25 protein-coding genes and 1 tRNA gene are annotated in these 24,285 nt (G+C 65.6%); 9 read left to right on the top strand and 17 right to left on the bottom strand.

Annotated elements, in window-relative coordinates; genetic code table 11:
- Positions 1 to 52 precede the first annotated feature (52 nt).
- Both D6B98_RS31970 and D6B98_RS31965 read left to right on the top strand, forming a co-directional pair.
- Positions 53 to 1,192 carry an FAD-dependent monooxygenase gene (locus D6B98_RS31970; RefSeq protein ID WP_164719010.1) on the top strand — a complete coding sequence of 380 codons (1,140 nt, stop codon included), beginning with the start codon at positions 53 to 55 and terminating at the stop codon, positions 1,190 to 1,192.
- On the top strand, positions 1,189 to 2,802 hold the full coding sequence (locus D6B98_RS31965; RefSeq protein ID WP_126261003.1) for a benzoate-CoA ligase family protein: 1,614 nt from the start codon (positions 1,189 to 1,191) through the stop codon (positions 2,800 to 2,802). Before D6B98_RS31970 ends, D6B98_RS31965 begins: the two co-directional genes overlap by 4 nt.
- 161 nt (positions 2,803 to 2,963) lie before the next feature.
- Here the strand turns inward: D6B98_RS31965 and D6B98_RS31960 are convergent, their stop codons facing one another.
- Positions 2,964 to 3,476 carry a MarR family winged helix-turn-helix transcriptional regulator gene (locus D6B98_RS31960; RefSeq protein ID WP_126261002.1) on the bottom strand — a complete coding sequence of 171 codons (513 nt, stop codon included), beginning with the start codon at positions 3,474 to 3,476 and terminating at the stop codon, positions 2,964 to 2,966.
- The gene (gene maiA, locus D6B98_RS31955) at positions 3,466 to 4,098 is read right to left on the bottom strand and encodes a maleylacetoacetate isomerase (protein ID WP_126261001.1); all 633 of its coding nucleotides are present in this window, start codon (positions 4,096 to 4,098) and stop codon (positions 3,466 to 3,468) included. Before maiA ends, D6B98_RS31960 begins: the two co-directional genes overlap by 11 nt.
- Positions 4,099 to 4,287: 189 nt before the next feature.
- On the opposite strand from maiA, the gene gtdA reads away from it, so the two are divergent.
- On the top strand, positions 4,288 to 5,328 hold the full coding sequence (gene gtdA, locus D6B98_RS31950) for a gentisate 1,2-dioxygenase (RefSeq protein WP_126261000.1): 1,041 nt from the start codon (positions 4,288 to 4,290) through the stop codon (positions 5,326 to 5,328).
- Positions 5,329 to 5,472: 144 nt separating this feature from the next.
- Here gtdA and D6B98_RS31945 read toward each other — a convergent pair whose 3' ends face one another.
- The 4 genes from D6B98_RS31945 to D6B98_RS31930 all read right to left on the bottom strand — a co-directional run bounded on the left by D6B98_RS31945 (position 5,473) and on the right by D6B98_RS31930 (position 9,665).
- Positions 5,473 to 6,291, bottom strand: a complete 819-nt coding sequence (locus D6B98_RS31945) for an ABC transporter permease (protein WP_164719009.1) — start codon at positions 6,289 to 6,291, stop codon at positions 5,473 to 5,475.
- Positions 6,284 to 7,057: an ABC transporter ATP-binding protein gene (locus tag D6B98_RS31940; RefSeq protein WP_126260998.1), complete on the bottom strand. Its 774-nt coding sequence runs from the start codon at positions 7,055 to 7,057 to the stop codon at positions 6,284 to 6,286. Before D6B98_RS31940 ends, D6B98_RS31945 begins: the two co-directional genes overlap by 8 nt.
- Before the next feature lie 201 nt (positions 7,058 to 7,258).
- A complete protein-coding gene (locus D6B98_RS31935) occupies positions 7,259 to 8,263 on the bottom strand; it encodes an ABC transporter substrate-binding protein (RefSeq protein ID WP_126260997.1) in 1,005 nt (334 codons plus the stop codon).
- 34 nt (positions 8,264 to 8,297) lie between these two features.
- Entirely contained in the window at positions 8,298 to 9,665 is a 1,368-nt protein-coding gene (locus D6B98_RS31930; RefSeq protein WP_126260996.1) for an FAD-dependent oxidoreductase, read from the bottom strand.
- 109 nt (positions 9,666 to 9,774) lie between these two features.
- Between D6B98_RS31930 and D6B98_RS31925 the strand changes: the two genes are divergently transcribed.
- Positions 9,775 to 10,047, top strand: coding sequence for a hypothetical protein (locus D6B98_RS31925; RefSeq protein WP_126260995.1), 273 nt, complete (start codon positions 9,775 to 9,777; stop codon positions 10,045 to 10,047).
- A 3-nt stretch (positions 10,048 to 10,050) separates the two neighbouring features.
- Here D6B98_RS31925 and D6B98_RS31920 read toward each other — a convergent pair whose 3' ends face one another.
- A complete protein-coding gene (locus tag D6B98_RS31920; RefSeq protein ID WP_126260994.1) occupies positions 10,051 to 10,851 on the bottom strand; it encodes an enoyl-CoA hydratase-related protein in 801 nt (266 codons plus the stop codon).
- 151 nt (positions 10,852 to 11,002) lie between these two features.
- On the opposite strand from D6B98_RS31920, the gene D6B98_RS31915 reads away from it, so the two are divergent.
- Positions 11,003 to 11,977, top strand: a complete 975-nt coding sequence (locus D6B98_RS31915) for a ketopantoate reductase family protein (RefSeq protein ID WP_126260993.1) — start codon at positions 11,003 to 11,005, stop codon at positions 11,975 to 11,977.
- Between the two features lie 374 nt (positions 11,978 to 12,351).
- On the opposite strand, the gene D6B98_RS31910 is transcribed toward D6B98_RS31915, so the two are convergent.
- Both D6B98_RS31910 and D6B98_RS31905 read right to left on the bottom strand, forming a co-directional pair.
- The gene (locus D6B98_RS31910) at positions 12,352 to 13,032 is read right to left on the bottom strand and encodes an alpha/beta hydrolase family protein (protein WP_126260992.1); all 681 of its coding nucleotides are present in this window, start codon (positions 13,030 to 13,032) and stop codon (positions 12,352 to 12,354) included.
- 125 nt (positions 13,033 to 13,157) lie between these two features.
- Positions 13,158 to 13,814 carry a TetR/AcrR family transcriptional regulator gene (locus D6B98_RS31905; RefSeq protein ID WP_126260991.1) on the bottom strand — a complete coding sequence of 219 codons (657 nt, stop codon included), beginning with the start codon at positions 13,812 to 13,814 and terminating at the stop codon, positions 13,158 to 13,160.
- A 72-nt stretch (positions 13,815 to 13,886) separates the two neighbouring features.
- On the opposite strand from D6B98_RS31905, the gene D6B98_RS31900 reads away from it, so the two are divergent.
- Entirely contained in the window at positions 13,887 to 14,828 is a 942-nt protein-coding gene (locus D6B98_RS31900) for an SDR family NAD(P)-dependent oxidoreductase (RefSeq protein ID WP_126260990.1), read from the top strand.
- Positions 14,829 to 14,965: 137 nt separating this feature from the next.
- Positions 14,966 to 16,111 (top strand): acyl-CoA dehydrogenase family protein, encoded by a 1,146-nt coding sequence (locus D6B98_RS31895; protein WP_126260989.1) that lies wholly within the window; start codon positions 14,966 to 14,968, stop codon positions 16,109 to 16,111.
- Positions 16,112 to 16,119: 8 nt separating this feature from the next.
- On the opposite strand, the gene D6B98_RS31890 is transcribed toward D6B98_RS31895, so the two are convergent.
- Entirely contained in the window at positions 16,120 to 17,112 is a 993-nt protein-coding gene (locus D6B98_RS31890) for a helix-turn-helix domain-containing protein (protein ID WP_126260988.1), read from the bottom strand.
- Positions 17,113 to 17,253: 141 nt separating this feature from the next.
- On the opposite strand from D6B98_RS31890, the gene D6B98_RS31885 reads away from it, so the two are divergent.
- Complete coding sequence (locus D6B98_RS31885) at positions 17,254 to 17,979, top strand: alpha/beta fold hydrolase (protein WP_126260987.1); 726 nt, start codon at positions 17,254 to 17,256, stop codon at positions 17,977 to 17,979.
- Between the two features lie 35 nt (positions 17,980 to 18,014).
- Here D6B98_RS31885 and D6B98_RS31880 read toward each other — a convergent pair whose 3' ends face one another.
- The 6 genes from D6B98_RS31880 to D6B98_RS31855 all read right to left on the bottom strand — a co-directional run bounded on the left by D6B98_RS31880 (position 18,015) and on the right by D6B98_RS31855 (position 22,987).
- On the bottom strand, positions 18,015 to 19,154 hold the full coding sequence (locus tag D6B98_RS31880; protein ID WP_126260986.1) for an amidohydrolase/deacetylase family metallohydrolase: 1,140 nt from the start codon (positions 19,152 to 19,154) through the stop codon (positions 18,015 to 18,017).
- Between the two features lie 134 nt (positions 19,155 to 19,288).
- Complete coding sequence (locus D6B98_RS31875; protein ID WP_126260985.1) at positions 19,289 to 20,416, bottom strand: DUF2252 family protein; 1,128 nt, start codon at positions 20,414 to 20,416, stop codon at positions 19,289 to 19,291.
- 270 nt (positions 20,417 to 20,686) lie between these two features.
- Positions 20,687 to 20,763: transfer RNA gene (locus tag D6B98_RS31870), tRNA-Arg, on the bottom strand.
- Positions 20,764 to 20,866: 103 nt separating this feature from the next.
- Positions 20,867 to 21,823 (bottom strand): tripartite tricarboxylate transporter substrate-binding protein, encoded by a 957-nt coding sequence (locus D6B98_RS31865; RefSeq protein ID WP_126260984.1) that lies wholly within the window; start codon positions 21,821 to 21,823, stop codon positions 20,867 to 20,869.
- Between the two features lie 126 nt (positions 21,824 to 21,949).
- Complete coding sequence (locus D6B98_RS31860) at positions 21,950 to 22,321, bottom strand: dimethylsulfonioproprionate lyase family protein (RefSeq protein WP_126260983.1); 372 nt, start codon at positions 22,319 to 22,321, stop codon at positions 21,950 to 21,952.
- A gap of 27 nt (positions 22,322 to 22,348) precedes the next feature.
- Complete coding sequence (locus D6B98_RS31855; RefSeq protein ID WP_126260982.1) at positions 22,349 to 22,987, bottom strand: RraA family protein; 639 nt, start codon at positions 22,985 to 22,987, stop codon at positions 22,349 to 22,351.
- A 298-nt stretch (positions 22,988 to 23,285) separates the two neighbouring features.
- Here D6B98_RS31855 and D6B98_RS31850 point away from each other — a divergent pair, with 298 nt between their 5' ends.
- Positions 23,286 to 23,906: a hypothetical protein gene (locus D6B98_RS31850; RefSeq protein ID WP_126260981.1), complete on the top strand. Its 621-nt coding sequence runs from the start codon at positions 23,286 to 23,288 to the stop codon at positions 23,904 to 23,906.
- A gap of 148 nt (positions 23,907 to 24,054) precedes the next feature.
- Here D6B98_RS31850 and D6B98_RS31845 read toward each other — a convergent pair whose 3' ends face one another.
- Positions 24,055 to 24,270, bottom strand: coding sequence for a hypothetical protein (locus D6B98_RS31845; protein WP_126260980.1), 216 nt, complete (start codon positions 24,268 to 24,270; stop codon positions 24,055 to 24,057).
- Between the last annotated feature and the right edge of the window lie 15 nt (positions 24,271 to 24,285).

The following is a 24,285-nucleotide window of genomic DNA, read 5'->3' as shown; positions in this document are numbered from 1 at the left end:
ACATTAGTCTACCCCTAGATAGTAAGTATACTGTCAATTAGGGAGGCAGACGTTGCGGATCGCCGTGATTGGCGGGGGGCCCGGTGGGCTCTATTTCGCCTATCTCTGGAAGAAGCGTCACCCCGAGGATCAGGTCGACCTGTTCGAACAGAACCCGGCCGACGCGACCTGGGGCTTTGGCGTCGTGTTCTCCGACCAGGCGCTTGAATTCCTGCGCGCCGACGACCCCGAGACGGTCGACGCGATCGCGCCGCATATGGAGAGCTGGGAGAACATCACGCTGAACCTTCATGGCGACAGCGTCGCCATCGACGGGGTCGGTTTCTCCTCGATCGGGCGGCTGGAGCTGCTCAGATTCCTGCAGCAGCGCGCGCTCGACGTCGGCGTCACGCCCCGCTTCGACTCGCAGATCCACGCCATCGACCAGCTCAATGGCCACGATTTGATCGTCGCCGCCGACGGCTTGAACTCGCTGGTGCGCCGCGCCTATGAGGGCGATTTCGGCACCTCACTGTCCTACTCTTCCAACAAGTTCGTCTGGTACGGCACCTCGAAGCGCTTCGACACGCTGTCGCAAACCTTCGTGAAGACCGACCGCGGCGCCTTCAACGCGCATCATTACCGTTACTCGCCGGCCATGAGCACCTTCCTGGTCGAATGCGACCATGCGACCTGGCAGGCCTACGGCTTCGCCTACAAGGACGTCGAGCAGTCCAAGGGCGTCTGCGAAGAAGTGTTTGCGGACACGCTTGGCGGCCATTGCCTCGTCTCCAACAAATCGGTTTGGCGCAACTTCCCCTGGGTCTGGAACGAGCATTGGTCGTTCAAGAACATGGTGCTGCTCGGGGACGCCTTGCATTCGGCGCATTTCTCGATCGGCTCGGGCACGCGGCTTGCCATCGAGGACGCCATTGCGCTGGTCAAGGCGCTGGAATCGGATGCGCATCTTGCGACCGCCCTGCATCGCTACCAGGCCGCGCGCAAACCGGTGGTGCAGAAGCTCGTCAACGCCGCGCGCACCTCGGCGTTCTGGTATGAGCGCTTTGCCGAGCACATGAAGCTTCCCCTGATGGATTTCGCCTACAGCTACATCACCCGCTCGGGCCGGATCGACGATTCCCGGCTGCGCGCGATGTCGCCGGCCTTCATGTCCCGCTACGAGGCGGCCAAGAACGGCGGAGACGAGGCATGAGCAACGAGATTTTCGACCAGGTGCCTGCCGACAGCGCGGGGACGCGCGAGATCGGCTTTGCCGTTCCCGACATCTACAATGCCAGCCGAGTGCTGTTTGACAACCTCGGCAAGGGCCGCGGTGACAAGCTGGCGCTGTTGGGGCCCGCGGGCACGCGGACCTATGCCGAGCTATGCGCGGACGCCTGCCGCTGGGGCAACGGCTTTGCTTCGCTCGGCCTGAAGCGCGGCGACCGCGTGCTGCTATTCCTCGACGACACCCCGGCCTATCCGGCCGCGTTTTTCGGCGCGGTGCGCGCCGGCTTCGTGCCGCTCCTGATCAACACGCTGACGCCGCCCGACCTGCTGCAATTCTATCTCGCCGATTCCGGGGCCGTCGTTGCGGTGGCGGAGTCCGAATTCTCCGCGCGCTTCAACGTCGAAGCCTGCAAGGACACGAAGCTGCGTACGCTGATCGTCGTCAATGGCGCGGTGGGCGATCACGCGGCGCCAGCAGCTGTTGCGGCGGCGGATTGGCTTACGCAGTTTTCGACCGAGTTGGCCGAAGCCCACACGCATCGCAACGAGATGGCGTTCTGGATGTACTCCTCCGGCTCGACCGGCCGGCCCAAGGGCATCGTGCATCTCCAGCACGACATGGCCTACAGCGATCTCGCCTTCGCTCGGAACATCCTGAAGCTCACGCCCGACGACATCTGCTTCTCCGTGCCGAAGATCTTCTTCGCCTATGGCTTCGGCAATTCCGTCACCTTCCCGTTCTCGGCGGGAGCTGCGACGCTGCTGCTGCCGGGCCAGCCGAAACCCGCCGCGATCTTCGCAGCGATCGCGCGGTACCGGCCGACGGTGTTCTTCGGCCTGCCGACGCTGTATACGTCGCTGACCAAGGCCGAGGGCGCGGACAAGACCGACTTCTCATCATTGCGCATGGCGCTCTCCGCCGCCGAGGTGCTCTCGGCCGAGGTCTTCAACGGCTGGAAGGCGCTCACGGGCCTGGAGATCGTCGAAGGCCTCGGCTCCACCGAGGTGCTGCACATCTATCTCTCCAACCGGCCCGAGCGGAAGAAGCTCGGCGCAGCCGGCTTGCGCGTACCCGGCTATGAGGTCGCGCTGCGCGACAAGGAGGGCGGCGACGTCGGCGACAACGAGGAAGGCATCTTGTGGGTCCGCGGCGATTCCAACACGCCGCTGTACTGGAACCGGCCGGACAAATCCGCCGAGACGATCCGCGAGGAAGGGTGGATCTACACCGGTGACCGCTTCGTCAGGGATGCCGACGGCTTCCACTTCTTCCGCGGCCGCGCCGATGATCTGGTCAAGATCTCCGGCCAGTGGGTCTATCCGCTCGAGGTCGAGCTCTGTCTCGCCGACCACCCCGAGATCCGCGAATGCGCGGTGTTCGCCGCCGAGCTGCCGGACCGCCGCATGACGCTGAAGGCGGTGGTGGTGATGAACGACCGCACGGCCAACCGGGGTGAGACGACGCGGCGATTACAGGATTACGTGAAGGGCAAGCTGCTGCCCTACAAATATCCGCGCGAGGTGATCTTCATCGACGAGCTGCCGAAGACCGGCACGGGGAAGATCGACCGGCAGGCATTGCTGAGGATGTGAGGCACGGGGCGGAGATCCACGCACAGCCATCGTAGGGTGGGCAAAGCGGAGCGTGCCCACCCTCTGGTCCGTTGGAGAGAGGTCGTGGGCACGGCGCAAGGGCGCCTTTGCCCACCCTACGAGATGTAAGCGTGGGGCGCGCGTATCGCCTCATACGTTCCTCACCCCGTCTTGCCCAGATGCTCCAGCGCATCCTCGGCCCGCAGCGGCACGCGTGAGGCCTCGTTGTTGAGGTCGACGAGCTGCGACAACAGGCCCATCAGCGTCTTGCGGTCCGCCGGCTTCAGCGGCTCCAGCATACGCGCCTGGGCGCGCTCGACGGCGGGGATGATCTCGCGCAGGATCGCCGCGCCTGACCTGGTCAGATAGAGCAGCTTGATCCGCTTGTCCTCGGGCGCCGGCTTGCGCTCGATATAGTCCTTGGCCTGCAGCCGCTCAATCACGCTGCCGAGCGTGGAGCGGTCGAAGGCGATCACCGCCGACAGCCGCGTGGCGTCGATGCCGGGATGGGTGTGGATCGCGATCAGCGCCGCATATTGCACCGGGGTCAGGTCGAACGCCTTGCACTCCTCCATGAAGATCGAGACCGCGATCTGCTGCATGCGCCGGAACAGATAGCCCGGCGCGGCATAGACGGCATCGATCGTGATCGGAGCGGGCGGCTTACTCGGCATCGGGCTGCTTCTCCGGTGCAGCCTCGGCGAACGCCGGCAGCGCCTTGGCCGCGGCCTCGGCCTCGAGCAGGCGCGGATAGGCCGAGACGTCGACACCGAAGCGGCGCGCATTGGCGAGCTGCGGCACGAGACAGAGATCGGCCAGCGTCGGCGCATCGCCGAAGCAGAACGGACCGGGCTCGTCCTTGATCAGGATCTCGCAAGCCGACAGGCCTTCGCGATTGACCCAGGCGGCCCAGTCCTGGACCTTCTCTTCGGGCAGGCCGAGCTCGCGCAGCCGCGCCAACACTTTCAGGTTCTGCACCGGATGGGTGTCGCAGGCGATCGCCAGCGCAAACGCCCTCACCTTGGCGCGCTGCAGCGCATCCTTCGGCAGCAGCGGCGGATGGGGGTGCGTCTCGTCGAGCCATTCGATGATGGCGACCGATTGCGTCAGCACCGCACCCGCATCGTTCTCCAACGCCGGCACCAGGCCTTGCGGGTTGATGGCGAGATAGGCGGGCGCGCATTGCTCGCCCTTGCGCAGATGATGCGGCAGATGCGCGGCCTTGAGGCCCTTGAGATTCAGCGCAATCCGAACGCGATAAGCGGCGCTGGAGCGGAAATAGCCGTGCAGCTTCATTGGCACCCTCCCTGCTGTTTCTTGCTCGTCATTCCGGGGCGGCTCGAAGAGCCGAACCCGGAATCTCGAGGTTCCGGGTTCTCGCTGCGCGAGCCCCGGAACGACAGCGAACTTGTAAGCCGTCCCTCACGTTGACGCTAGCCAGATCGTCAGTATACTGTCAATCAACAAACGAACGGGAGCGCTGCCATGGAAGCCGTGACCAAGACACCGGAACGCGAGGCGTTCTACAAGAAGATCGACGGCGAGAACCTCACCGCGCTGTGGACGGTGATGAGCGATCTGATCACCCCGGAGCCGAAGAGCGCCTGCCGGCCGCATTTGTGGAAATTCGACGTCATCCGCGATTACATGATTGAAGCCGGCAAGCTCATCACCGCCAAGGAGGCCGAGCGGCGCGTGCTGGTACTGGAAAATCCCGGCCTGCGCGGCCTGTCCAAGATCACGACCTCGCTCTATGCCGGCGTGCAGATGGTGGTGCCCGGCGACGTCGCACCGGCGCACCGGCACAGCCAGTCGGCACTGCGCTTCGTGCTCGAGGGCAAGGGCGCCCACACCGCCGTCGACGGTGAGCGCACCGCGATGGAGCCGGGCGACTTCATCATCACGCCGTCGATGACCTGGCACGATCATTCCAATGAGACCGACCAGCCGATGTTCTGGCTCGACGGCCTCGACATTCCCATGGTGCAGTTCTTCGACTGCTCGTTCGCGGAAGGCGCCAAGGAGGACCAGCAGAAGATCACGAAACCTGCCGGCGACAGCTTTGCGCGCTACGGCCACAATCTGCTGCCGGTCGATGTGAAGCGCTCGTCGAAGACCTCGCCGATCTTCAGCTATCCCTATGCTCATACGCGCGAAGCGCTGGAGAAGGCCAGGACGAGCCAGGAATGGGACGCCTGCCACGGGCTGAAGCTGAAGTTCAGCAACCCCGAGACCGGCGATTTCGCGATGCCGACCATCGGCACCTTCATCCAGCTGCTGCCCAAGGGCTTCAAGACCGCGCGCTATCGCTCAACCGATGCGACGGTATTCTGCCCGATCGAAGGCAGGGGCCGCAGCCGCATCGGCGATACCGTGTTCGAATGGGGTCCGCGTGATCTATTCGTGGTGCCGAGCTGGCACTGGGTCACGCATGAGGCCGACGACGACGCCGTGCTGTTCAGCTTCTCGGACCGCCCGGTGCAGCAGAAGCTGGATCTGTTCAGGGAAGATCGCGGGAACGCGTGAGGGTCTCGTAGGGTGGATTAGCCGAAGGCGTAATCCACCAACTCGTTCGGCAAACGCGGAAGCATAAGAGGTGGGTTACGCCTAGCGGTTTGCGCTTCGCGCAATCCGCGAGGCTAACCCACCCTACGGCGGCGCGGATTGCGGCTACCGCCAGTGCAGCAGCCGCGTCTCCAGCCAGCCGATCACCTTGCCGACCGCAAGCCCAAACACCGACAGGATCACCACACCGGCAAGCAGCTGATCGGTCTGCATCAGATTGCCGGCCTGGAGCACGAAGGCGCCGATGCCGTATTGGGCGCCGATCATCTCGGCGCTGACGACGAGCAGCAGCGCGACGGATGCGGTGATGCGGAAGCCGGCGAGGATCGCCGGCAGCGCGCCGGGCCAGATCACCTTGCGCACGATGGTGGCGAAGGGAACGTTGAAGCTCTGCGCCATGCGGATCAGGTTGCGCGGCACCGCATCGACGCCGCTATAGACCGAGATCGCGGTCGAGAAGAACACCCCGAGCGCAATGGTCGCGATCTTCGGCTCTTCGCCGATGCCGAGCCAGAGAATCAGCAGCGGCAGCAGCGCGATCTTCGGGATCGGGAACAGCGCCGAGATGAAGGTGATGCCGACGCTGCGCGCGAGCCGCGACAGGCCGATGGCAAAACCGACGGCGATGCCGGCCGCGGTCCCGAGCAGCCAGCCGACGCCGATGCGCAGCAGCGAGGCGGACAGATGCTGCCAGAGCGCCCCGGAGATCGCGAGCTGGTAGATCGCCCGGACGATTGCAGAGGGCGTCGGCAGAAACAGCGCATTGACGAGGCCCGCACTGCCGGCGGCCTGCCAGATCGCGATGACGAGGGCGAGCGCGATCCATCCGCCGTAGCGGCTGCTCGCGGGCACGAAGCCGGCGCCGCGGAAACCGACGCGCCGCGTCGCCTCGTCCTTGGCAGATAGGCCCGCGCGGTCAAGCATGCTGGACCTCGCGCTCGGCATCGATCGCCTCGTTGCGGATCAGCGACCAGATCTGGGTCTGCAGCGCCAACAGCTTCTCGCGCGCCGCAGCTTCGCCGCGCTCGGTGCGCGTCATCGGCACGGTCACGACCTCCCGGATGCGGCCGGGTCTGCGCGACAGCACCACGATGCGATCGGCAAGCCGCGCCGCCTCTTCGAGATTATGGGTGACATAGACCGCGCCCATGCCGCCATCGGCGAGCAGGCGGACGAAATCCTCCATCAGGAGCTCGCGGGTCTGCGAATCCAGCGCCGACAGCGGCTCGTCCATCAGCAGGATGGCAGGCTTCACCGCCAGCGCGCGCGAAATGCCGACCCGCTGGCGCATGCCGCCGGAGAGCTGCTTCGGATAGGTCTTGCGGAAATCGGTCAGGCCGGTGCGGCGCAAGGCGTCGTCGACCAGCACGCGGCGCTGCGCCGCCGAAAGCTGGGCATGCAGCAGCGGGAATTCGACGTTCTGCTCGACCGTCGCCCAGGGCAGCAGCGCGAAATCCTGGAACACGAAGGTGAGCGGATTGAGACTGTCCGCCGGCGGCGAGCCGCGCAATTCGGGCGCACCGGACGTCGGCTGCAGCAGCCCACCGAGGATCGACAGCAGCGTGCTCTTGCCGCAGCCCGAGGGCCCGACGACCGCCACCACCTCGCCGGCGCCGACGGTGAAGGAGACGTCGTCGAGCACGGCGAGATCGCCGAAGCGATGGGAGATGTGGCTGGCGATCAGGTCCATCTCACGCACAACTCCTTGATCCGTCACCCCCGCGCAACGGCGAAGCCGTTGTCGCTGGAGGTGCCGGAGCGAAGCGGATGCCTCGAAGGGCGACGGCCCCGCTGCATCCGGGCCGTTCATCCTTCGAGGCTCGCAGCGCAGTGCGGATGCACTGCGCTACTCGCGCCTCAGGATGACGGAGAGAGAGATGAGCGCGCAGCATCAATCCGCCTTCACAAATTCCTTGGCGATGATCGCATCCGCGTCGAAGCCCTTGTCGGCAAAGCCCTGCTCCTGGAGCCATTTGATCTGGTTGTCGACATTCTTCACGTCCAGCTTGCCGTCGGGATCGATATAGGCGCAATTGCCGACCACCTGCTCGACCGGCAGATTGGTGTACTTGGCAATGATCTCCAAGAGCGGCTTCGTCTTGTCGTTGATCGGCGCGACACCGTCCTTCATCGCCGCGAGGATGACGTCGTAATATTCGCGGTCGGCCTTGGCCAAGGCGCCGAGCAGCTTTGTCACCAGCGCCTTGTTGGTCAGCGTCTTCGGCGAGGCAAACACCGCACCCAGCTGCCAGGGCGTCTCGTCGCCGACCCAGCCCAGGAATTTCGCGCCGCCTTCGTCCATGAGCTTGCGCGCGGTCGAGATCGGCAGCAGCGCCGCATCGACGGTCTCGCCCTTCAGCGCGGCCGCCGCATTCGACAGCGATTGCAGCGGCACGATCTTCACGTCCGCGAGCTTGAAGCCGTATTTGTCGGCGAGCAGGCCGAGCGAATAGTGAAAGCTCGATCCGACCTGCGTCATCGCCACGCGCTTGCCGGCGAGGTCCTTTGGCGTCTTGAGGCCGGCCGCGTAGGCGTTGTTGCTGGCGAAATAGCCGATCAGGGGATAGCCGGCCTTCTCGCGGCTCATGCCGCCGATCACCTTCAGGGTGCCCTTGCCAGCGAGATTGTAGAGACCGGCGGTGAAGGCGGTGATGCCGAAATCGACGTCGCCCGACGTGGTCGCGACCGCGATCGGCTGGGCCGCGTCGAAGAATTTCAGCTCGACCTCGAGGCCGGCCTCGCGGAAATAGCCCTTGTCCTGCGCGATGAAGACGGGCGCGGAGGAGGACAGGCGGAGCACGCCGATCCTGGCCTTCAGCGCGTCCTCGGCCCTTGCACCGCCCATCGCCGTGATCGCCAGAAGGCCCGCAAGCGCGAGCCGCACCATTCCGATCATCCCGTTTCCTCCGCCGTCGTTCTATTGCCGCCCGTCACAATCCTTCCGGCACCATTTGGTCCCGGCCGATGAAGGCACCCTGTTGTTTCAACGTTTCCTGCAATTTTTCAATGGGGATTTCGCGTGGAATCCGGTTTCCGGAGAGCGCCAGCGCGGCGGCGGAGCCGGCGGCCTCCCCCATCGCGAAGCAGGCCCCGGATACCCGCGCCGCGGACTGGCCCTCATGGGTCATGGAGGCGCAGCGGCCGGCAACGAGCAGGTTCTCGACCCCTTCGGGCACCAGCATGCGGTACGGCAGCTCATTATAGCCGCGGGATTCCGGGATCGGCGGGAAGGTGAAGACGACGTCGCCGGGCACATGGGCCTCGATCGGCCAGCCATTGACGCCGATGGAATCCTCGAACGAGGCGCAGCCGAGCACGTCCTCGCCGCTGAGCTGATAGCCGCCCGTGATGCGGCGGGTCTCGCGGATGCCGAGCTGCGGCGGCAAATCGACGATGTAGGACTTCTCAAAGCCCGGGACAGTGCTGCGCAAGAACTCGTAAGCGGCGAGCGCCTGCTTGCGGCCCTCGATCTCGCCGCGGGTGAGATCGTCGGGCTCGACGCCATTGATGGCGTGGCCATCCTCGCGCGCCACTTGCGTAAAGTTCACCCGCCATTCGATGCCGGACTTCTGCGGCCGCACGATCGCGCTTTTGCGCGGGAATGTGTGGGTTCCGGCCGCGACGGCTTTTTCCATCAATTGCGGAATGGTGCGCCAGGCCTCGCCAGCCTTGGCGGGATCGATGCCGTTCAGACGGAGCATCATCGAGGGGTACAGCGGATGACCGTGCGCGTCGCCGATCTCGAACGGCGCGCCGGCCCAGACCGCGAGATCGCCGTCGCCGGAGCAGTCGATGAAGATCTCTGATCGCACCGCCTGCCGGCCGGCCTTGGTCTCGACCATCAGCGCGTCGATGCGGCTGTTGTCGCCCATCACGACGCCGGCGCCGAGCGCGTGGAACAGGATGTGCACCTTGTGGCTGCCCAGCAGCTCGTCGGCCGCGATCTTGTAGGCTGCGGTGTCATAGGCCTGAGCGAACACCTTGCCGAGGATCAGATGCGGCGTGTTGAGGCCGCCCAATCGATCAATCCGCGCCAGCAGCTCGGAGGCCATGCCCTGCACCAGCCGCCGGTGCTCGCCATAGACATTGCCATGCAGGCCGCAGAAGTTCGTGACGCCGGCCGCCGTGCCCATGCCGCCGAGGAAGCCGTAGCGCTCGATCAGCAGCGTCTTCCGCCCGGCGCGCGCGCTTGAAGCCGCCGCGACGATGCCGGCGGGCCCGCCGCCGAGCACGACGACTTCGTATTCGCCATAGAGCGGCACCTGTCGTGCCGGTTCTTCGATCGTCACGGCCCGCATGGCGCGTCCCTTCCCAAACCCTTCGAACAGGACCACGGATTAGCCGGCAGGCGCCATCGTCGCAAGATCGCGGTTGCTCACCCTCGGTGGACCTGAGACAAGGGCGGCCATGGATTCGATCATCGTCAGATATTGTTTCGCCGCCCTGCTCGCCTTCGCGATCTCCGCCGCTCCCGCCACAGCCGTGGAGCAGAACTGCCGCTTCATCCAGGCCAAGCCGGAGCGCGAAGCCTGCTACAAGCAGCAGGAGGACGAGCTCGCGGCCAGGCGCAAGCCTGCGCCCGCGACCGACGCGAGCAGGACGCTCGAAACGCTGCGCCAGATGCGGCAGGACGACGACGCGGTCTATCGCAGCATCAACAACATCTGCCGCGGCTGCTGACTCTCAGCTCCCGCCGCCCCACTTCGCCGCCCGCTTCTCGGCGAACGAGGCCAGTCCCTCCGCCGCCTCCGCGCTCTGGCGCTTGAGCGAATGCAGCTGCACGAGCCGGGTGTAGGCGGCATCGTCCACCGCCATGCCGCCGAACGAGCTCTCCAGTGCGAGCTTCTTGGTTTCAGCCATCGCCTCCGGCCCGTTGGCGAGCAATTGCTCGACCAGCTTGCTGCCTGCGGCCTCGAGTTCGGCCAGCGGCACCACCTCGTGCACGAGACCAATGCGGCGGGCGTCCTCGGCACCGAAACGCTCGCCGGTCAGCGCGTAGCGGCGGACCTGGCGGACGCCGATGGCGTCGCAGAGCTGCGGGATGATGATCGCCGCGGTCAGGCCCCAGCGCACCTCGGTGATCGAGAACAGCGCATTGTCCGCTGCGATCACGACGTCGCAGGCCGCGATCACGCCGGTGCCGCCGCCGAAGCAGCCGCCCTGCACCAGCGCGACGGTCGGAATCGGTAGCGTGTTGAGCCGCTGCACGGCCTCGAAGGTCGCGCGCGAGGCCGCCTCGTTCGCTTCAGCCGATTGCGGCCGCACGCCGTTGATCCATTTCAGATCGGCGCCGGCCTGGAAGTGCTTGCCATTGCCCTTGAGCACGACGACGCGCAGGTGAGACTTCGTCCCCAGATCGTCCATGGCCGCGAGCACGCCCGCGATCAGCGCGCCGTCATAGGCGTTGTTGACCTCGGGCCGGTTCAACGTGACGGTCGCAACCCCACGCTCGTCGAGGGTCCACAGGACGGGGCTGGTACTCATCGGGGGTCCTCCGGTTGTTTGCCGCGCACTATGGCCGAGGGCGCGTGCCCTGATCCATATCTTTCCGGCGTAGGGCGGCCGCGTCCATCGCATGGCGGCTTGTGTCATGCTGGCGCCGGGCGACACCACGGGATGGATACGGGATATCAATATGCGCATCTGCATTTTCGGCGCGGGCGCCGTCGGCAGCCACATTGCGGTACGGCTGGCGCGGGCCGGCCATGACGTTTCATGCGTGATGCGGGGCGCACATCTGGAGGCGGCGCGCGCGGGCGGCCTCAAGCTGCGGGTCGGCGATTCCGAGGTCAGCGCCAAGGTGAACGCATCGGGCGATCCAGCCCAGCTCGGGCCTCAGGACGTCGTGATCTCGACGCTGAAGGCGACCGCGCTGCCGGGGCTGGTTTCCAGCATCAAGCCGCTGCTGCAAGACGATACCGCCATCGTGTTCGCGCAGAACGGCATTCCCTGGTGGTACGGGATCGGCCTGCCGCCGCGGCATCCGACGCCGCCAGATATCTCCTTCCTCGACCCCGGCGGGCGCCTGCGCGCCTGCATTCCAAAGGAACGGATCGTCGGCGGGGTCGTCTTCTCCTCCAACGAGGTGACCGCGCCCGGCGTGGTGCACAACCTGACGCCGGACCGCAATCGCCTCCTGATCGGCGAATGCGACGACCGCAATTGCGAGCGGATCACCAAGCTGCGCAACGCCTTCAACGATGCACGGCTGGAATCGCCGCCGGTGGCCGATATCCGCGAGGCGATCTGGTCAAAGCTGCTGACCAACATGTCGCTGTCGGTGCTGTGCCTGCTCACCGGCCAGACCGCGCGCGGCGTGCGCGACGACCCGGCTTTCGCCGAGGTCATCCCGCGCATGCTGACCGAGGCCAACGAGATTGCCCAATACTTCATCCCCGAGGTCAAGCGCGTCAGCCGCAGCGGCCCCGCCCCCAACCACAAGCCGTCGCTGCTCCAGGACTACGAGCTCGGCCGCGCCATGGAGATCGACGTGCTGGTGAAGGCGCCCCAGGCCTTCGCGCGCACCGCCGGCCTGTCGACACCGACGCTCGACCTGATCGCCGCGCTGGCGATCCAGAAAGCGCGCGACAAGGGGCTTTACGCGGCGTGAGCTTTACGCCTGATGGGATGAGCCTCGCTAACGCCTCGATCGAGATGCGTTCCCTCCCCCCTTGCGGGGGAGGGGCTATCGCATGTGATGTGCCGGATGCAGCGGCGTCGGCAGTGGGCTCCCTCCCCCGCTTGCGGGGGAGGGTTGGGGAGAGGGTGTCTCCGCGCAGCGATTGTTGAGAATGGGTGAGGGCGCCCCTGCGCGGCGAGAGCCCTCACCCGCCGCGCTCTGCGAGCGCGTCTGCCTCTCCCGCAAGCGGGAGAGGCGGAGCAAGCCTAGACAGTCCCCGTGTCATTCACATGCGATTGCCCTGCCTTGCGGGGGAGGGAACGAGAGAGCTTTGCTGTTGCCTGAACCCAATCGCGCTCAGGTCATCACGCGCTAAGCGATTCGTCGATCCAGGCCGCGAGCGCATCCAGCACCTCGCTGAGCGCCTCGTCATTGGTTCGGCCGGATTTCTTGAGCACCGCAAAGGAATGGTCGCCGCCTGCGACCTCATGCAGCGTCGCCTTCCCGAGCCGCGCGATGACGGGCTTGAGATGAGCGAGGTCGGCAAGCTCGTCGCGCGTGCCCTGCAGGAACAGCATGGGGATCGCGATTGCAGCGAGGTGCTCGGCGCGCTCGCTCGACGGCTTCTTGGCGGCATGCAGGGGAAAGCCGAGGAAGGCGAGCCCTTTGACAGCGGGGAGCGGCGACTTCGACTGCGCCTGCGAGGTCATGCGACCGCCGAACGATTTTCCGCCGGCGACGAGCTTGAGCCCGGGGCAGAGCCGCGCTGCCTCCGCGACCGCTGCGCGCACGCTCGCGTGTGCGATTGCGGGCAGGTCAGGACGCCCCTTCTTCGCTTCCATGTAGGGAAAATTGAAGCGGAACGTTGCAATGCCGCGCTCGGCAAGGCCGGCTGCGACCTTCTCCATGAACGCATGCCGCATGTCTGCGCCGGCGCCGTGCGCCAGGACATAGCAGGCGCGCGCATGGGTCGGCTGCGTCAGAATCGCCGAGACCGTGCCGATGCGCTCGATGTCGAGCTTGAGCTCTGTCGTCTTGCCCGTCATGACCTCCGCAAGCCTCGATGTGCATCTAAAGCGCGATGAGATCTGGATGAATCGTCATCGCGCTTTAGGTTGTTGTTTGCGCATGATCTTTCCGGAAAACCGCTTCGCACTTTTCGGATCATGCTCTAGCGGCGCGCGCCGCTTGCGGGCCAGAGATAGTTCAGGACCTGATCGAGCGTCATCATGATCTCGCGGCGTCCGGCCTCGCTCTTCACAGAGCCGAATTTCTCCTCGAGCGCAAGCTTGGCAAAGCCGTGAACGGTGGACCAGGCTGCCGCAGCCGCCGTCTTCGCCTCCTTCGCGGTGCCACCGGTCAGCTCGGCGACGACGATCTCGAACGCATGGCCGGCGGCCCTGCTCGCCTGCTTCAGGCGCGCATCGTCGGCAACCAGCCGCTTGTTGGCAAACATCATCTGGAAGCGGCCGGGATGCCTCAACGCAAAATCGACATAAGCAAGCCCCTGGGCGTAGAGCTTGTCGCGGGTGCCCTGCTTGCCGGAGGCCGCCTCGCGCAAGGCGCCGGCGAGCGCGTCGTAGCCGCGGATCGCCACTTCGGTGAGAAGGCCCTGGGCGTTGCCGAAATGATGCGATGGCGCGGCCGGCGAAACGCCGGCACGGCGTGCGGCTTCGCGCAGCGTGAAGGCTTCCGCACCCTGCTCGGCGAGAATGGCTTCGCTCGCGGCGATCAGCGCCTCCTGCAATTCGCCATGATGGTATCCGGCCTCCGGCTTTGCACGGGTCGGAGCGGTGCTGCGCTTGGCGGCGGGGGCCTGTTTCTTCATGTAACTTGACGCTGTTCAGATTGCAGCATATCTATCTTAACACTGTTCAGATTGAGCGGGCCGGAGTTCGAAATGACCGAAATGCAGAATATCACCGCGCGCAATTCCGTAAAGCGGCGTCATCTGGTCGGGGGCGCGGCCCTCGGTATGCTCGCAGGTGCCGTCGGCGGCCTCGCCGGCGGCGTGGCGCTCGGCCAGAGCGCGGCGCTGCCGCAGCACAAGCCGAGCGGCAAGCAAAGATTCGCGGGCAAGGTCGTCATCGTCACGGGCGGCACCTCCGGAATCGGGCGGGCCGCAACGCTGATGTTCGCCGCCGAGGGCGGCCGCGTCGCCTTTTGCGGGCGCAACGCCGACCGTGGCAAGCAGGTGGAGACCGAGGTGCGCGAGGCCGGCGGCGAGGCCGTCTTCATTCGCGCCGACCTGCGCCACGAGTCCGAGGTGAAGACGCTGGTCGACACGACCATCGCGCGCTACGGGCAGCTCGACGTCGCCTTCAACAATGCCGGTATCTCCATCGAGAAGCCGCTGCATGAATACAGCGCGGCCGAATTCGACGACGTGATCGGCACGGATCTGCGCGGCGTGTTCCTGTCGATGAAGTATCAAATCCCGCACATGCTGGAGAAAGGCGGCTCGATCGTCGTCACCTCCTCGTCGAACGCCATTGCAACGTCGGCCAAGCGCTCGGCCTATTCGGCGGCCAAGCGCGGGCTGGTCGGCCTGGTGCAGGCCGCGGCACTCGACTACGCAAAGCACGGCATTCGCATCAACACGTTGATCCCCGGGACCACGGACACCCCGATGATCCGCCGGCTCGCCGGCATGGAGGGCCTGCCCGATGCGGCCTGGCATGTCGGCATCGCGCAATGGGCCAAATCCAACGTCCCGGGGTTGCAGCGCGTGGCAACGCCCGAGGAGATCGCGGCTTTTGCGCTGGTGCTGGCCTCCGACGATCATCCCTACACGACCGGCGGCCAGTTCGTGATCGACGGCGGGAAGACCGCTCATGGCTAGATCGGACGCAGCCTGAAAACACAATTCATGGCGATCCCGGTGGGCGTACGAAAGGACACGGCTTGCGCCCGTGCCGGCCATTGTGGCAGGCCTGACGCTGGCTGTCGCAAGGCGCGACATCACCGATCGAGGTTTCCATGCCCTACCGCTCCTCCTGGATGACCGAAGAGCTCGACGTCTTCCGCGACCAGTTCCGCAAATATCTCGCCAAGGATCTGGCGCCGCATGCCGAAAAATGGCGCGAGCAGAAGATGGTCGACCGCTTCGCCTGGCGCGGGCTCGGCGAGATGGGCGCGCTGCTCGCGAGCGTGCCGGAGGAATATGGCGGCCTCGGTGCCACCTTCGCCTATGACGCGGCGGTGCTGGACGATCTCGAAAGCACGGTGCCGGAGCTGACGACCGGCGTCTCCGTGCACAGCGCCATCGTCGCGCATTACATCCTCAATTACGGCTCGGAGGAGCAGAAGAAGCGCTGGCTGCCGAAGATGGCCTCCGGCGAGATGGTCGGCGCCATCGCCATGACCGAGCCCGGCACCGGCTCGGACCTGCAAGCCGTGAAGACCACGGCGAAGAAACAGGGCAATTCCTACGTCATCAACGGCCAGAAGACCTTCATCACCAACGGCCAGGCCGCCGATCTCGTCATCGTGGTCGCGCGCACCGGCGAAGCCGGCGCCAAGGGCATTTCGCTGATCGTGGTGGAGACCGCGGGCGCGGACGGTTACAAGCGCGGGCGCAACCTCGACAAGATCGGCCTGCATGCCTCCGACACGTCGGAATTGTTCTTCGACAATGTCGTCGTGCCGCCGGAAAACCTGCTCGGCAAGGAAGAAGGCCAGGGCTTCGTTCAGCTGATGCAGCAATTGCCGCAGGAGCGCCTCGCGCTCGCGGTCGGCGCCGTCGCCGCGATGGAACGCGCGATCAAGCTCACCACCGAGTACACCAAGGAGCGGAAAGCCTTCGGCAAGCCGCTGATGGATTTCCAGAACACCGCCTTCAAGCTGGCCGAGCGCAAGACCGAGGCGATGATCGCGCGCGTCTTCGTCGACTGGTGCATCGAGCGCCTCGTCGCCGGGGATCTCGACACGGTCACGGCGTCGATGGCGAAATATTGGTGCTCGGAGAAGCAGGTCGAGACCGCCGACGAATGCCTCCAGCTGTTCGGTGGCTACGGCTACATGCAGGAATATCCGATCTCGCGCATCTTCATCGATTCGCGCATCCAGAAGATCTACGGCGGCACCAACGAGATCATGAAGCTGTTGATCGCAAGGTCGTTGTAACCCGGGCGTCAGCTGCTCGCCTTTGCCGCGCGCCAGTCGCGCGGCCGGCAGCCGAAGCGCTGCTTGAAGCGCCGCGTGAAGTGGGAGAGGTCCGAGAAGCCCCAGTCGAACGCGATGGCGCCGATCGCACGATCCGTCATTGCGGGATCGCTGAGATCCCTGGCCGCGCCGTCGAGCCGATTGTCGATGACGTAATCGGTGAAGCTGCAGCCCGATCGCGCCAGCAGCTTGTGCACGTAGCGCTCGCTGATGCCCACGGCGTCGGCGACGTCGGAGACCGCGAGGCCGGGCTCGCGGAGCCGCCGGTGAATGGCACGCTTCAACGCCAGCATGGTTGCATCGGCGAGACTCTCGGTCTCCGCAGCACCTGCCCGGCCACGCCGCGACAGGCTTACGGCGACCAGCTCGATCAGCGCCCGGAACAGCCGCCTCCCCTCGTCTTCGGTCATCCGCAGCGCGCCGTCGGCGAGCGTGCGCGCGGTCTCGACGATGAGATGGCCGACGACGGGATCGTCGGAGACCCGTGCCGCAGCGACGTCGAACGAAGCCGGCAGCCGTTCGCGCAAGGCCTCGGACGGCACCCAGAACGAGGCGACGCGCAATTGCGGACCGCGATCGTGCAGAAGCGCAAACTGCCGATCGCTGTCGAAGATGCCGACCTGTCCGGGCGACAGGCTGATCTCGCGATTGCCCTGCTGGATGCGACAGCGGCCGGCCAATTTCAGATTGAGGTAGAAGCAGCTGCGGTCGGACGCCGCGATGTCGGCCGCCGATCGGCGCACCACGTGCTCGGGGAAGCTGACGCGGTTGATCGCGCCATCGCCGAGCCGGATGTGGTCGACGCTGGCAGAAAAGCCGGCAGCTGCCGCCGGCTCCGGGGTCAAGTTCATGAAGGCCTGGCAGATTGCCTCGCGATAATAGGCGAATTGCTCGTTCGGCCGCAGGCTGGCGGTATCCCAGGCCGATTGGCGTGACGGAAGGGTGCGCTCGATCTGCTGCATCGGTTCACTCCGAGACCAATCCGGTTCACTTCCAGCCAAGCGGCACATCAGCCGCTGGTGCACAATTGACGCGCGGCAGCACCGCTGGCGGCCAAGGCGGCGCGGCCTCAATCTAATCACAGTCTCGGGAGGAGCCACAACATGTCGACCTACGTCCTCGTCCATGGCGCCTGGCACACCGGAGCCGAGTTCGAACCGGTCGCCGCACCGATCCGCGCAGGCGGCCATCAGGTCCATACCCCCACCATCAAGGGCAATCGTCCGGGCGATGCCAAGACGACAGGGTTGAAGGAAGCGATCCAGTCGATCGCCGACTACCTTGCCGAGAACGATCTGAAGGACGTGATCCTGCTCGGTCATTCCTATGGCGGCATGATCATCACCGGCGTTGCCGACCTTGCTCCCGATCGAATCCGTCGCCTGGTCTACTGGAATGCCTTCGTGCCCAACGATGGCGAGTGCCTCAACGACATGGTGCCGCCGCACTATATCGGACTGTTCGACGCGATCGCGGCCGAGCGAGGCGACGGCTCGGTCGTGTTGCCGTTCCCGGTCTGGCGCGAAGCCTTCATCAACGATGCGGATTTGCAGACCGCACAGCGCGCCTATGACGTCCTCAACCCGCATCCGCTGGCGACCTTCACCGACAAGATCGCACTCAAGAACAATCCGGCCGAGATGCCGCTGGCCAAGTCCTACATCAATTGCACGGAGGACACCGCGCTGCCGCACAGCCATGGCTGGCATCCGCGGCTATCGGAGAAGCTCGGCCTGTTCCGCCTGATACAGGTGCCGGGAAGCCACGAGCTGTGCTTCTCCGATCCGACGCGCCTCGCCAAGGCCATCATGGAGGCGGGACGCGACTGATTGGCGTGTCGTGTGCATTCTCGATCGTGGGCTGCTCAATTCGGATGCCACCAGCGGCCGCCGATGACGACGCCCTCCGAGACGATCTTGCGATCGCCGATCAAATGCTCGCCGACGACGTCCTCGTAGTCGAACTGGCCGCGGCTGACCGAGATCAGCGTGGCGTCGCCGACGCTGCCGGGCTTGAGGCTGCCGAGCTCGGGGCGGCGCAGCGCCATCGCGGCATTCACCGTCGAGGCCGCGATCACATCGGACAGCTCCATGCCCATGCACAGGAATTTCGACAGGGTGGTGACCTGGTCGTAGGCCGGGCCGTCGATGCAGAGTTGATGGATGTCGGACGAGATGGTGTCGGGATAGAAGCCGTTGGCGAGCATCGCGCGCGCGGTCTTGAAGGCGAACGAGCCCTTGCCGTGGCCGATGTCGAACAGCACGCCGCGCTCGCGCGCCTCCAGCACCGCCTTCTTCACCGTGCCTTGCGCGGTCGCCGGCGTGTTCGGGAACGGGCGGAACGCGTGGGTCAGCACGTCGCCGGGACGCAGACGTGCCAGCACCTCCTCATAGCTCGGCGGCGGATGGTCGATATGCGCCATCAGGGGCATGCCGACCTCGTTCGCGACCTCGAGCGCGATATCGAGCGGCACCGCTCCCGACGTGCCCGAAGAATGCAGTCCGACGCGCACCTTGATGCCGACGATGAGGTCGCGGTTGGCATCGGCCACCTGCGCGGCCTCGATCGGATTCATCAGCCTGAGCTCCTCGCTCTCGCCGACCATGATCCGGTGCGAAAAGCCGAAAATGCCGGCATGCGAGACATGCAGATAGGCGAGGATGCGGACCTGGCTCGGCTCGATCACATGCTTGCGGAAGCCGGCGAAATTGCCGGGCCCGGCACTGCCCGTATCCACCGCGGTGGTGACGCCGGACAGCCGGCAGAACTCCTCGGCGTCGATGCCGAGCGAGGTGCCGCCCCAATAGACATGGGTATGCAGATCGATCAGGCCCGGCGTCACGATGTATTTCGAAACGTCGCGCACATCCGTGCCGGGATCGGCCTTGAGAGCGCTGCCGATGGCGGCGACCTTGCCGCCGGCGAAGGCGACATCGGTCACGGCATCAAGCTTCTGCGAGGGGTCGATCACGCGGCCCCCGCGCAGGATCAAATCGAAAGGCATCAGGGTCTCCGGGATTGGCAGGGCGTGGCAAGGCTGGTGCGGGCGAGCCGCTTCCTGCCTCGATCGGATCGCCTATAGCAAATCTTGCACCAACCAGGCAAAGCGCGGGAATAGCCGAGACCGGAGATCACCGGTCAACCGTGCCTGCGCCACTCCCTGAAATCACCTTCGACGAAGGCGGCAGCAGCCTTTGCGGCAGCATGGAGCCAACCATCGTCGCGCTTTCTCAGGTCTGCGGCGATCCTCTCCGATGCGCCTCCGGCGGCGTGAATGGCGCCGATGTCGAAGCCCATGACGTTGAGCAGATCGAGCTCCACCTCCATGTTCGCGTGATCCCCGAGATTGATCTTGCGGGAGTCGGGCGCAAGGCGCCGGATCACGAAGCCGCTCTGGCGCTCGAGCGCGAGGTGCGGATCGGGCGCGCGATATGGACCTGTTGCGAGATCGAGAAAGCGCAGCTTGCCCCGCTGGCCATGCGCCCAATCCCAGGCTGACGGCACCAGCGCCTTGGCCTCCCTGACGATTTGGCCGCCGCGCCATCCGGCGATGGCGACGAAACGCGGCCGGCCCAGGCTGCCGGCACCTGCCACGCGCCTCGCGAAGCGACCAAACGAGGCATCGGGCGGCAATTCGCTGCGGAGCGCGGCGGCAACAGGGGATCGTGGCTTCGCCCGCGGATATTTCCTCACGTCGTCCCAGAACTCTTGGCGTTCGTCGTCGGTACATGCCACGTAAGCGCGCATCCAGCTCGCCTGCTCATCCAGGAGCGAGGGCCGCGGCCGCGTCAGACCCTTCTTGTAGCCATCGAGAATCGCCTTGGCGGCGTCGCCATTGCCGACGTGGGTCATGGCCCTCGCCTTCCTCTTCCTGGCCTTCGGGGCGAGCCGCGCGCTCGTCGCAAGGCGCACCAGATCGAAGGGATAGGCAATCATCGCGGCCTCGTCGAAATCGTTGACGCCCCAGACGAGACGCCCCTCCACGTCGCGCCAGGTCCCGAAATTTTCGATATGGGTGTCGCCGATCGACGGCACGCGCGGCGCGTCCTTCAACTCCGGGCAGATCGCTTCGATACATCTGGCCCAGCGGAAGAAGGTTGCACGAAGGAAGACGAACGGGTCGTCCTTCATCTTCTTGTGCTTTTCGCCGAGGTCGCGTGCGACGACCTTGCATTCGGAGCGCAGCCAGCGCTCGAACTCTTTGTTGTCGTCGAGAAAGGAACGCGGCGCGATCCCGCCGGTTCGGTTAGAGGTTTGCTTGATCACGGCGAGAGCTTCCCGAAGCGAAAGATGGCGAGCGGGCCCGCGGACATGACTGCTGCACGCTGCTGCACAAGCAACGGGACGCTCGAACATTCAACCAGAGAGCGAACAGGATAGTCCCGCCGCTGCTCGTCCGCCAGCCGGAATGATCTGACCTCGCCATCATCGGCCACGGGACGACAGGCGAACAGGCGGGTGACGCCGAAGGATGGGGAAGATGGACGCAAGCCGCGCCCGGGGTCGGCCAGCAATCACGTCACGCATCTGAGATAATGGCGATCCCGGGAAGACTCGAACTTCCGACCTACGGTTTAGGAAACCGTCGCTCTATCCGGCTGAGCTACGGGACCGCGGAACCCGCATCAGGCGGGTTGCCTGGGTGTACATATCAAAGCGGCGGCGGGATCGGAAGCCCTCGCCGCGGCCAATGCGCAAGGACCGCTGCCGGGCCGGTTACGCCTTGATATTGTTGTCCTTCACCACCTTGCCCCAATAGGCGACCTGCTTGTCGAAGAAGGTCTTGAAGGCGGCGCCGTCCTGGAGCAGCAGCGTCATGTGCTGCGTCTCCTTCAGCTGGGTGGCGGTCGCGGGCTCGCTCAGGATCTCCTTGGACGCGGCCGCGAAGGCTGCGACGACGTCAGGCGGCGTGCCTGCGGGCGCGAAGATGCCCCACCAGGCCAGCGTCTCGAAATCGGGAAAGCCCGCCTCGATCGCGGTCTGAGTATCAGGCAGGGCCGCCAGCCGCTCGCGGCCGAGCTGCAGGATCGGACGCAGCATGTTGGTGCCGAGCTGGGCGGCGACCAGCGCCGCCGATCCCGCGATGAGATCGACATGGCCGCCGAGCACGTCGTTCATCGCCGGCCCGCCGCCGCGATAGGGCACGTGCATGATCTCGACCCCGGCCTTGCTGCCGAGCACCGTCATGGCGAGATGACCGAGCGTTCCGATGCCGACCGAGGCATATTTCACCGCGCCCGGGCTCGCCTTGCAGGCGGCCACCACGTCGGCAAAGCTCTTGTAGGGCCGACCGGCGCCGGCCGCGATCACGTAAGGCGCGGTGCCGATCAGCAGCACCGGGATCAGCTCGCGCTCGACGTCCACCGGCGGCTTGTCGAGGATCGACGGGATCACCGCATGGGAATCGAACGTCACCAGGAACGTCGAGCCGTCCGCCGGGCTCTTGGCGACCTGCGCCGCGCCCAGCGCCCCGGCGGCGCCCGACTTGTTCTCGACCAGGACGATGCGGCCAAGCTTGGTTTGCAGATTGCTCTGCAGCAGCCGCGCCATCGCATCGGTCGATCCGCCCGGCGGAAACGGCACGACCAGCGTGATCTTGCTCCCTTGCGCCATCGCCGGCGTCATTGCGAGAATGGCCGGCGCGGCCAAGAGCGTGCGTCGTGTGATCGTCATGGTCCCCTCCCTTTGATGTCAGCGCCCGGCTTTTTTGCTCTTTGGCGCTGGAGCTTGATCCGGAAAAGCGTGCAGCGGTTTTCCGATAAGATCATGCTCAAGAAATAACCTGAAGCGCAAAGCGCTTCAGCGCGTGCCGAAGCCCGACCCCGCTTTCTTGTATTCTGGCCGAGGCGGACTGAAAATGTCCAGCACCCGGGCGCCATCGGCGCCGGCGCGCATGGTGTGCGGCACGTTGCCCGGCGTGCGCCAGAAATCGCCCTTCTTCACCGGAATTTCCTCATCGCCCTGAACGCGGATGGCGGAGCCGTCCAACAGCACGCCCCATTGCTCCTCGGGATGATGGTGCAGCGTGCCCTGCGCATGCGGCGCCAGCGTCACCACCGAGAGCATCGCCTGCTCGCCGGAGAAGATGCGCGTGGTCACGCCGGCGGCGAGCTCGCGGAACAGCCCGTCGCTGGGATCATCGATGTTGTGGAATTCGTCCTTCTGGCTCACGCCATTCTCCCCTTTGTGGTCGTCTGATCAGGACTTGCCGTAAGAGCCCTGGTAGCGGCCCTCGCGGATCGCCGTCAGGGTCTCCTCCTCACGCGCGACCTGCGCGCGCACGGCTTGCAGCAGCGCCGCGGCGCCCGCGGCGGGAAACGACACCACGCCGTCCTCGTCGCCGACCACGATGTCGCCGGGCGCAATCACGCTGCCGCCGATCGACACAGGCACGTTGATCTCGCCCGGACCGTTCTTGTAGGGACCGCGATGGATCACGGCGCGGGCGTAGCAGGGAAAGTCGTCGGCCGCAAACGCGGCGACGTCGCGGATAGCGCCGTCGATCACATAGCCTTCGGCCCTTCGCCATTGCGCGATGTTCTTCATGATCTCGCCGACCAGCGCCCGCGTCTCGTCGCCGCCGCCGTCGACCACGATGACGTCGCCGGGTCCGACCAGATCGAGCGCGCGGTGGATGGCGAGATTGTCGCCGGGACGGGTGCGCACGGTGAAGGCCGTGCCCACCAGCTTGCCGCCGCGATGATAGGGTTTCAGCCCGACCGCGCCCGGCAGCCGGGCGAGATTGTCTGAAATGACCGAGGTCGGCGCATTCCGAAAGCCCTCGATGATCTCGGCCGGCGGCTTCGGCACGCTGTTCGCGGCGATGGTGATCGTCATATCCTTGGATCCTTCATTCTTACTCCGCGTGCGCCCGCGCCTTCGGCGGCCAAATCCGGAAGGTCCACGCCGCGCGCTCGTCGCGTGTTATTGGCATCGCCTCGGGTGAGGCGCCCGCAAGGCGAAGTGTAGCAGCCGGCCAGCGCGAGGCTGTGACTCCTGCGCCACGTCAAGCACAAAATGTCAGCATCCCAGCCATGAAATTCCCGGGTTCCACGGGTGACAAGCCGGCGATAAAGAGGCAAAAATCCGACTCGACTCAGTTTGGGTTGAGTCTTGCAAGGAATGCTCTCGTAGAATGTCGTCCGTGATCGCATTGCGTCGTGCGGCGCTGTTTCCCGTAGCCGCGGCAGGATTTTTTCTGCTGACGCTGCCGCATGCCCAGGCGCAATGGTGGAAGCGCGCGCCGGTCGATTTCGAGGAATGCGCCGACGCCGCCGAGAAGGCCGCGAGCAAGGCCGAGAAGACATCCGCGCTTGCCGATTGCAACGCCAAGTTCGCCGGGCGCCGCAAGCCGGGCGGCGGCTATTCCTACTACGACTTCCTGCAGGATCGCAGCTTCGACATCGCCGGCCCCAATCCGACGCCGGAGGAACAGAAGAAGATCGACGAAGCCTATACCGCCTATCTCGCCAAGGAGCGCCGCAACAACGAAGCGGCGCAAGCGACCGCGCGTCAGCAACGCGAGCAGCAGGAGCAACAGGCGCGGCAGATCCAGCAGGTCGCATTGAGAACCGACGTCGAGCGCGTGCCGGTGCCGGTCGAGCGACCGAAGGTGCAGCAGACCGTCGGCCAGCGAAAGGGCGCGCCCTGCACCAAGGGCTCCTTCTCCTGCGAATGGCCGCGGCTGTCGGAAAGCTTGAACGACCTGAAGAAGCTGTTCAGCCCGACGCCGAGCAAGCCTGCGAAGAAGAGCTGAAGCCGCAGACTTGTAGGGTGGGCAAAGGCGCGCGGCGCCGTGCCCACCATTTGATTGTGATTGAGAGAGTCGGTGGGCACGCTTCCGCCTTCGCTCTTCGAGCTACGGCGGACAAGTCGCTTTGCCCACCCTACGGGAGCGTCGCACCTCAGTTCGTGCGCTTCTTCTTGGCGTGCTTTGGTTTAACCACCGGTTCATGCGACGGCGCTACGGTCGCCGGCGCCCCACTCAGCGCCTTGCGGCTCTCCTGCAATCGCGCATCATAGCCGGGAGAGTTCTGGACCGTCGGTGGCCTTGCATGGACCAGCGTCGCCGTGCCGCACAGCGTCGCCAGCGCGAGTCCCAGCATCCAACAACGCTTCATCGCGCCCTCCTCGTC

It is taken from the genome of Bradyrhizobium sp. LVM 105, from assembly GCF_003957705.1.
GTDB lineage: Bacteria > Pseudomonadota > Alphaproteobacteria > Rhizobiales > Xanthobacteraceae > Bradyrhizobium > Bradyrhizobium frederickii.
The sequence above is the reverse complement of the archived record's forward strand: the minus strand, read 5'-3'. Positions and strand labels throughout refer to the sequence as shown.

Excerpts from the sequence above, each read along its gene's own strand:
- D6B98_RS31910 (WP_126260992.1), bottom strand. The coding sequence starts at position 13,032 with ATGACGGGCAAGACGACAGAGCTCAAGCTCGACATCGAGCGCATCGGC.
- D6B98_RS31895 (WP_126260989.1), top strand. The coding sequence starts at position 14,966 with ATGCCCTACCGCTCCTCCTGGATGACCGAAGAGCTCGACGTCTTCCGC.
- D6B98_RS31930 (WP_126260996.1), bottom strand. The coding sequence starts at position 9,665 with ATGCGGGCCGTGACGATCGAAGAACCGGCACGACAGGTGCCGCTCTAT.
- D6B98_RS31925 (WP_126260995.1), top strand. The coding sequence starts at position 9,775 with ATGGATTCGATCATCGTCAGATATTGTTTCGCCGCCCTGCTCGCCTTC.
- gtdA (WP_126261000.1), top strand. The coding sequence starts at position 4,288 with ATGGAAGCCGTGACCAAGACACCGGAACGCGAGGCGTTCTACAAGAAG.
- maiA (WP_126261001.1), bottom strand. The coding sequence starts at position 4,098 with ATGAAGCTGCACGGCTATTTCCGCTCCAGCGCCGCTTATCGCGTTCGG.
- D6B98_RS31945 (WP_164719009.1), bottom strand. The coding sequence starts at position 6,291 with ATGCTTGACCGCGCGGGCCTATCTGCCAAGGACGAGGCGACGCGGCGC.
- D6B98_RS31850 (WP_126260981.1), top strand. The coding sequence starts at position 23,286 with ATGTCGTCCGTGATCGCATTGCGTCGTGCGGCGCTGTTTCCCGTAGCC.
- D6B98_RS31880 (WP_126260986.1), bottom strand. The coding sequence starts at position 19,154 with ATGCCTTTCGATTTGATCCTGCGCGGGGGCCGCGTGATCGACCCCTCG.
- D6B98_RS31960 (WP_126261002.1), bottom strand. The coding sequence starts at position 3,476 with ATGCCGAGTAAGCCGCCCGCTCCGATCACGATCGATGCCGTCTATGCC.
- D6B98_RS31900 (WP_126260990.1), top strand. The coding sequence starts at position 13,887 with ATGACCGAAATGCAGAATATCACCGCGCGCAATTCCGTAAAGCGGCGT.
- D6B98_RS31845 (WP_126260980.1), bottom strand. The coding sequence starts at position 24,270 with ATGAAGCGTTGTTGGATGCTGGGACTCGCGCTGGCGACGCTGTGCGGC.
- D6B98_RS31855 (WP_126260982.1), bottom strand. The coding sequence starts at position 22,987 with ATGACGATCACCATCGCCGCGAACAGCGTGCCGAAGCCGCCGGCCGAG.
- D6B98_RS31865 (WP_126260984.1), bottom strand. The coding sequence starts at position 21,823 with ATGACGATCACACGACGCACGCTCTTGGCCGCGCCGGCCATTCTCGCA.
- D6B98_RS31885 (WP_126260987.1), top strand. The coding sequence starts at position 17,254 with ATGTCGACCTACGTCCTCGTCCATGGCGCCTGGCACACCGGAGCCGAG.
- D6B98_RS31920 (WP_126260994.1), bottom strand. The coding sequence starts at position 10,851 with ATGAGTACCAGCCCCGTCCTGTGGACCCTCGACGAGCGTGGGGTTGCG.
- D6B98_RS31915 (WP_126260993.1), top strand. The coding sequence starts at position 11,003 with ATGCGCATCTGCATTTTCGGCGCGGGCGCCGTCGGCAGCCACATTGCG.
- D6B98_RS31935 (WP_126260997.1), bottom strand. The coding sequence starts at position 8,263 with ATGATCGGAATGGTGCGGCTCGCGCTTGCGGGCCTTCTGGCGATCACG.
- D6B98_RS31940 (WP_126260998.1), bottom strand. The coding sequence starts at position 7,057 with ATGGACCTGATCGCCAGCCACATCTCCCATCGCTTCGGCGATCTCGCC.
- D6B98_RS31905 (WP_126260991.1), bottom strand. The coding sequence starts at position 13,814 with ATGAAGAAACAGGCCCCCGCCGCCAAGCGCAGCACCGCTCCGACCCGT.
- D6B98_RS31965 (WP_126261003.1), top strand. The coding sequence starts at position 1,189 with ATGAGCAACGAGATTTTCGACCAGGTGCCTGCCGACAGCGCGGGGACG.
- D6B98_RS31890 (WP_126260988.1), bottom strand. The coding sequence starts at position 17,112 with ATGCAGCAGATCGAGCGCACCCTTCCGTCACGCCAATCGGCCTGGGAT.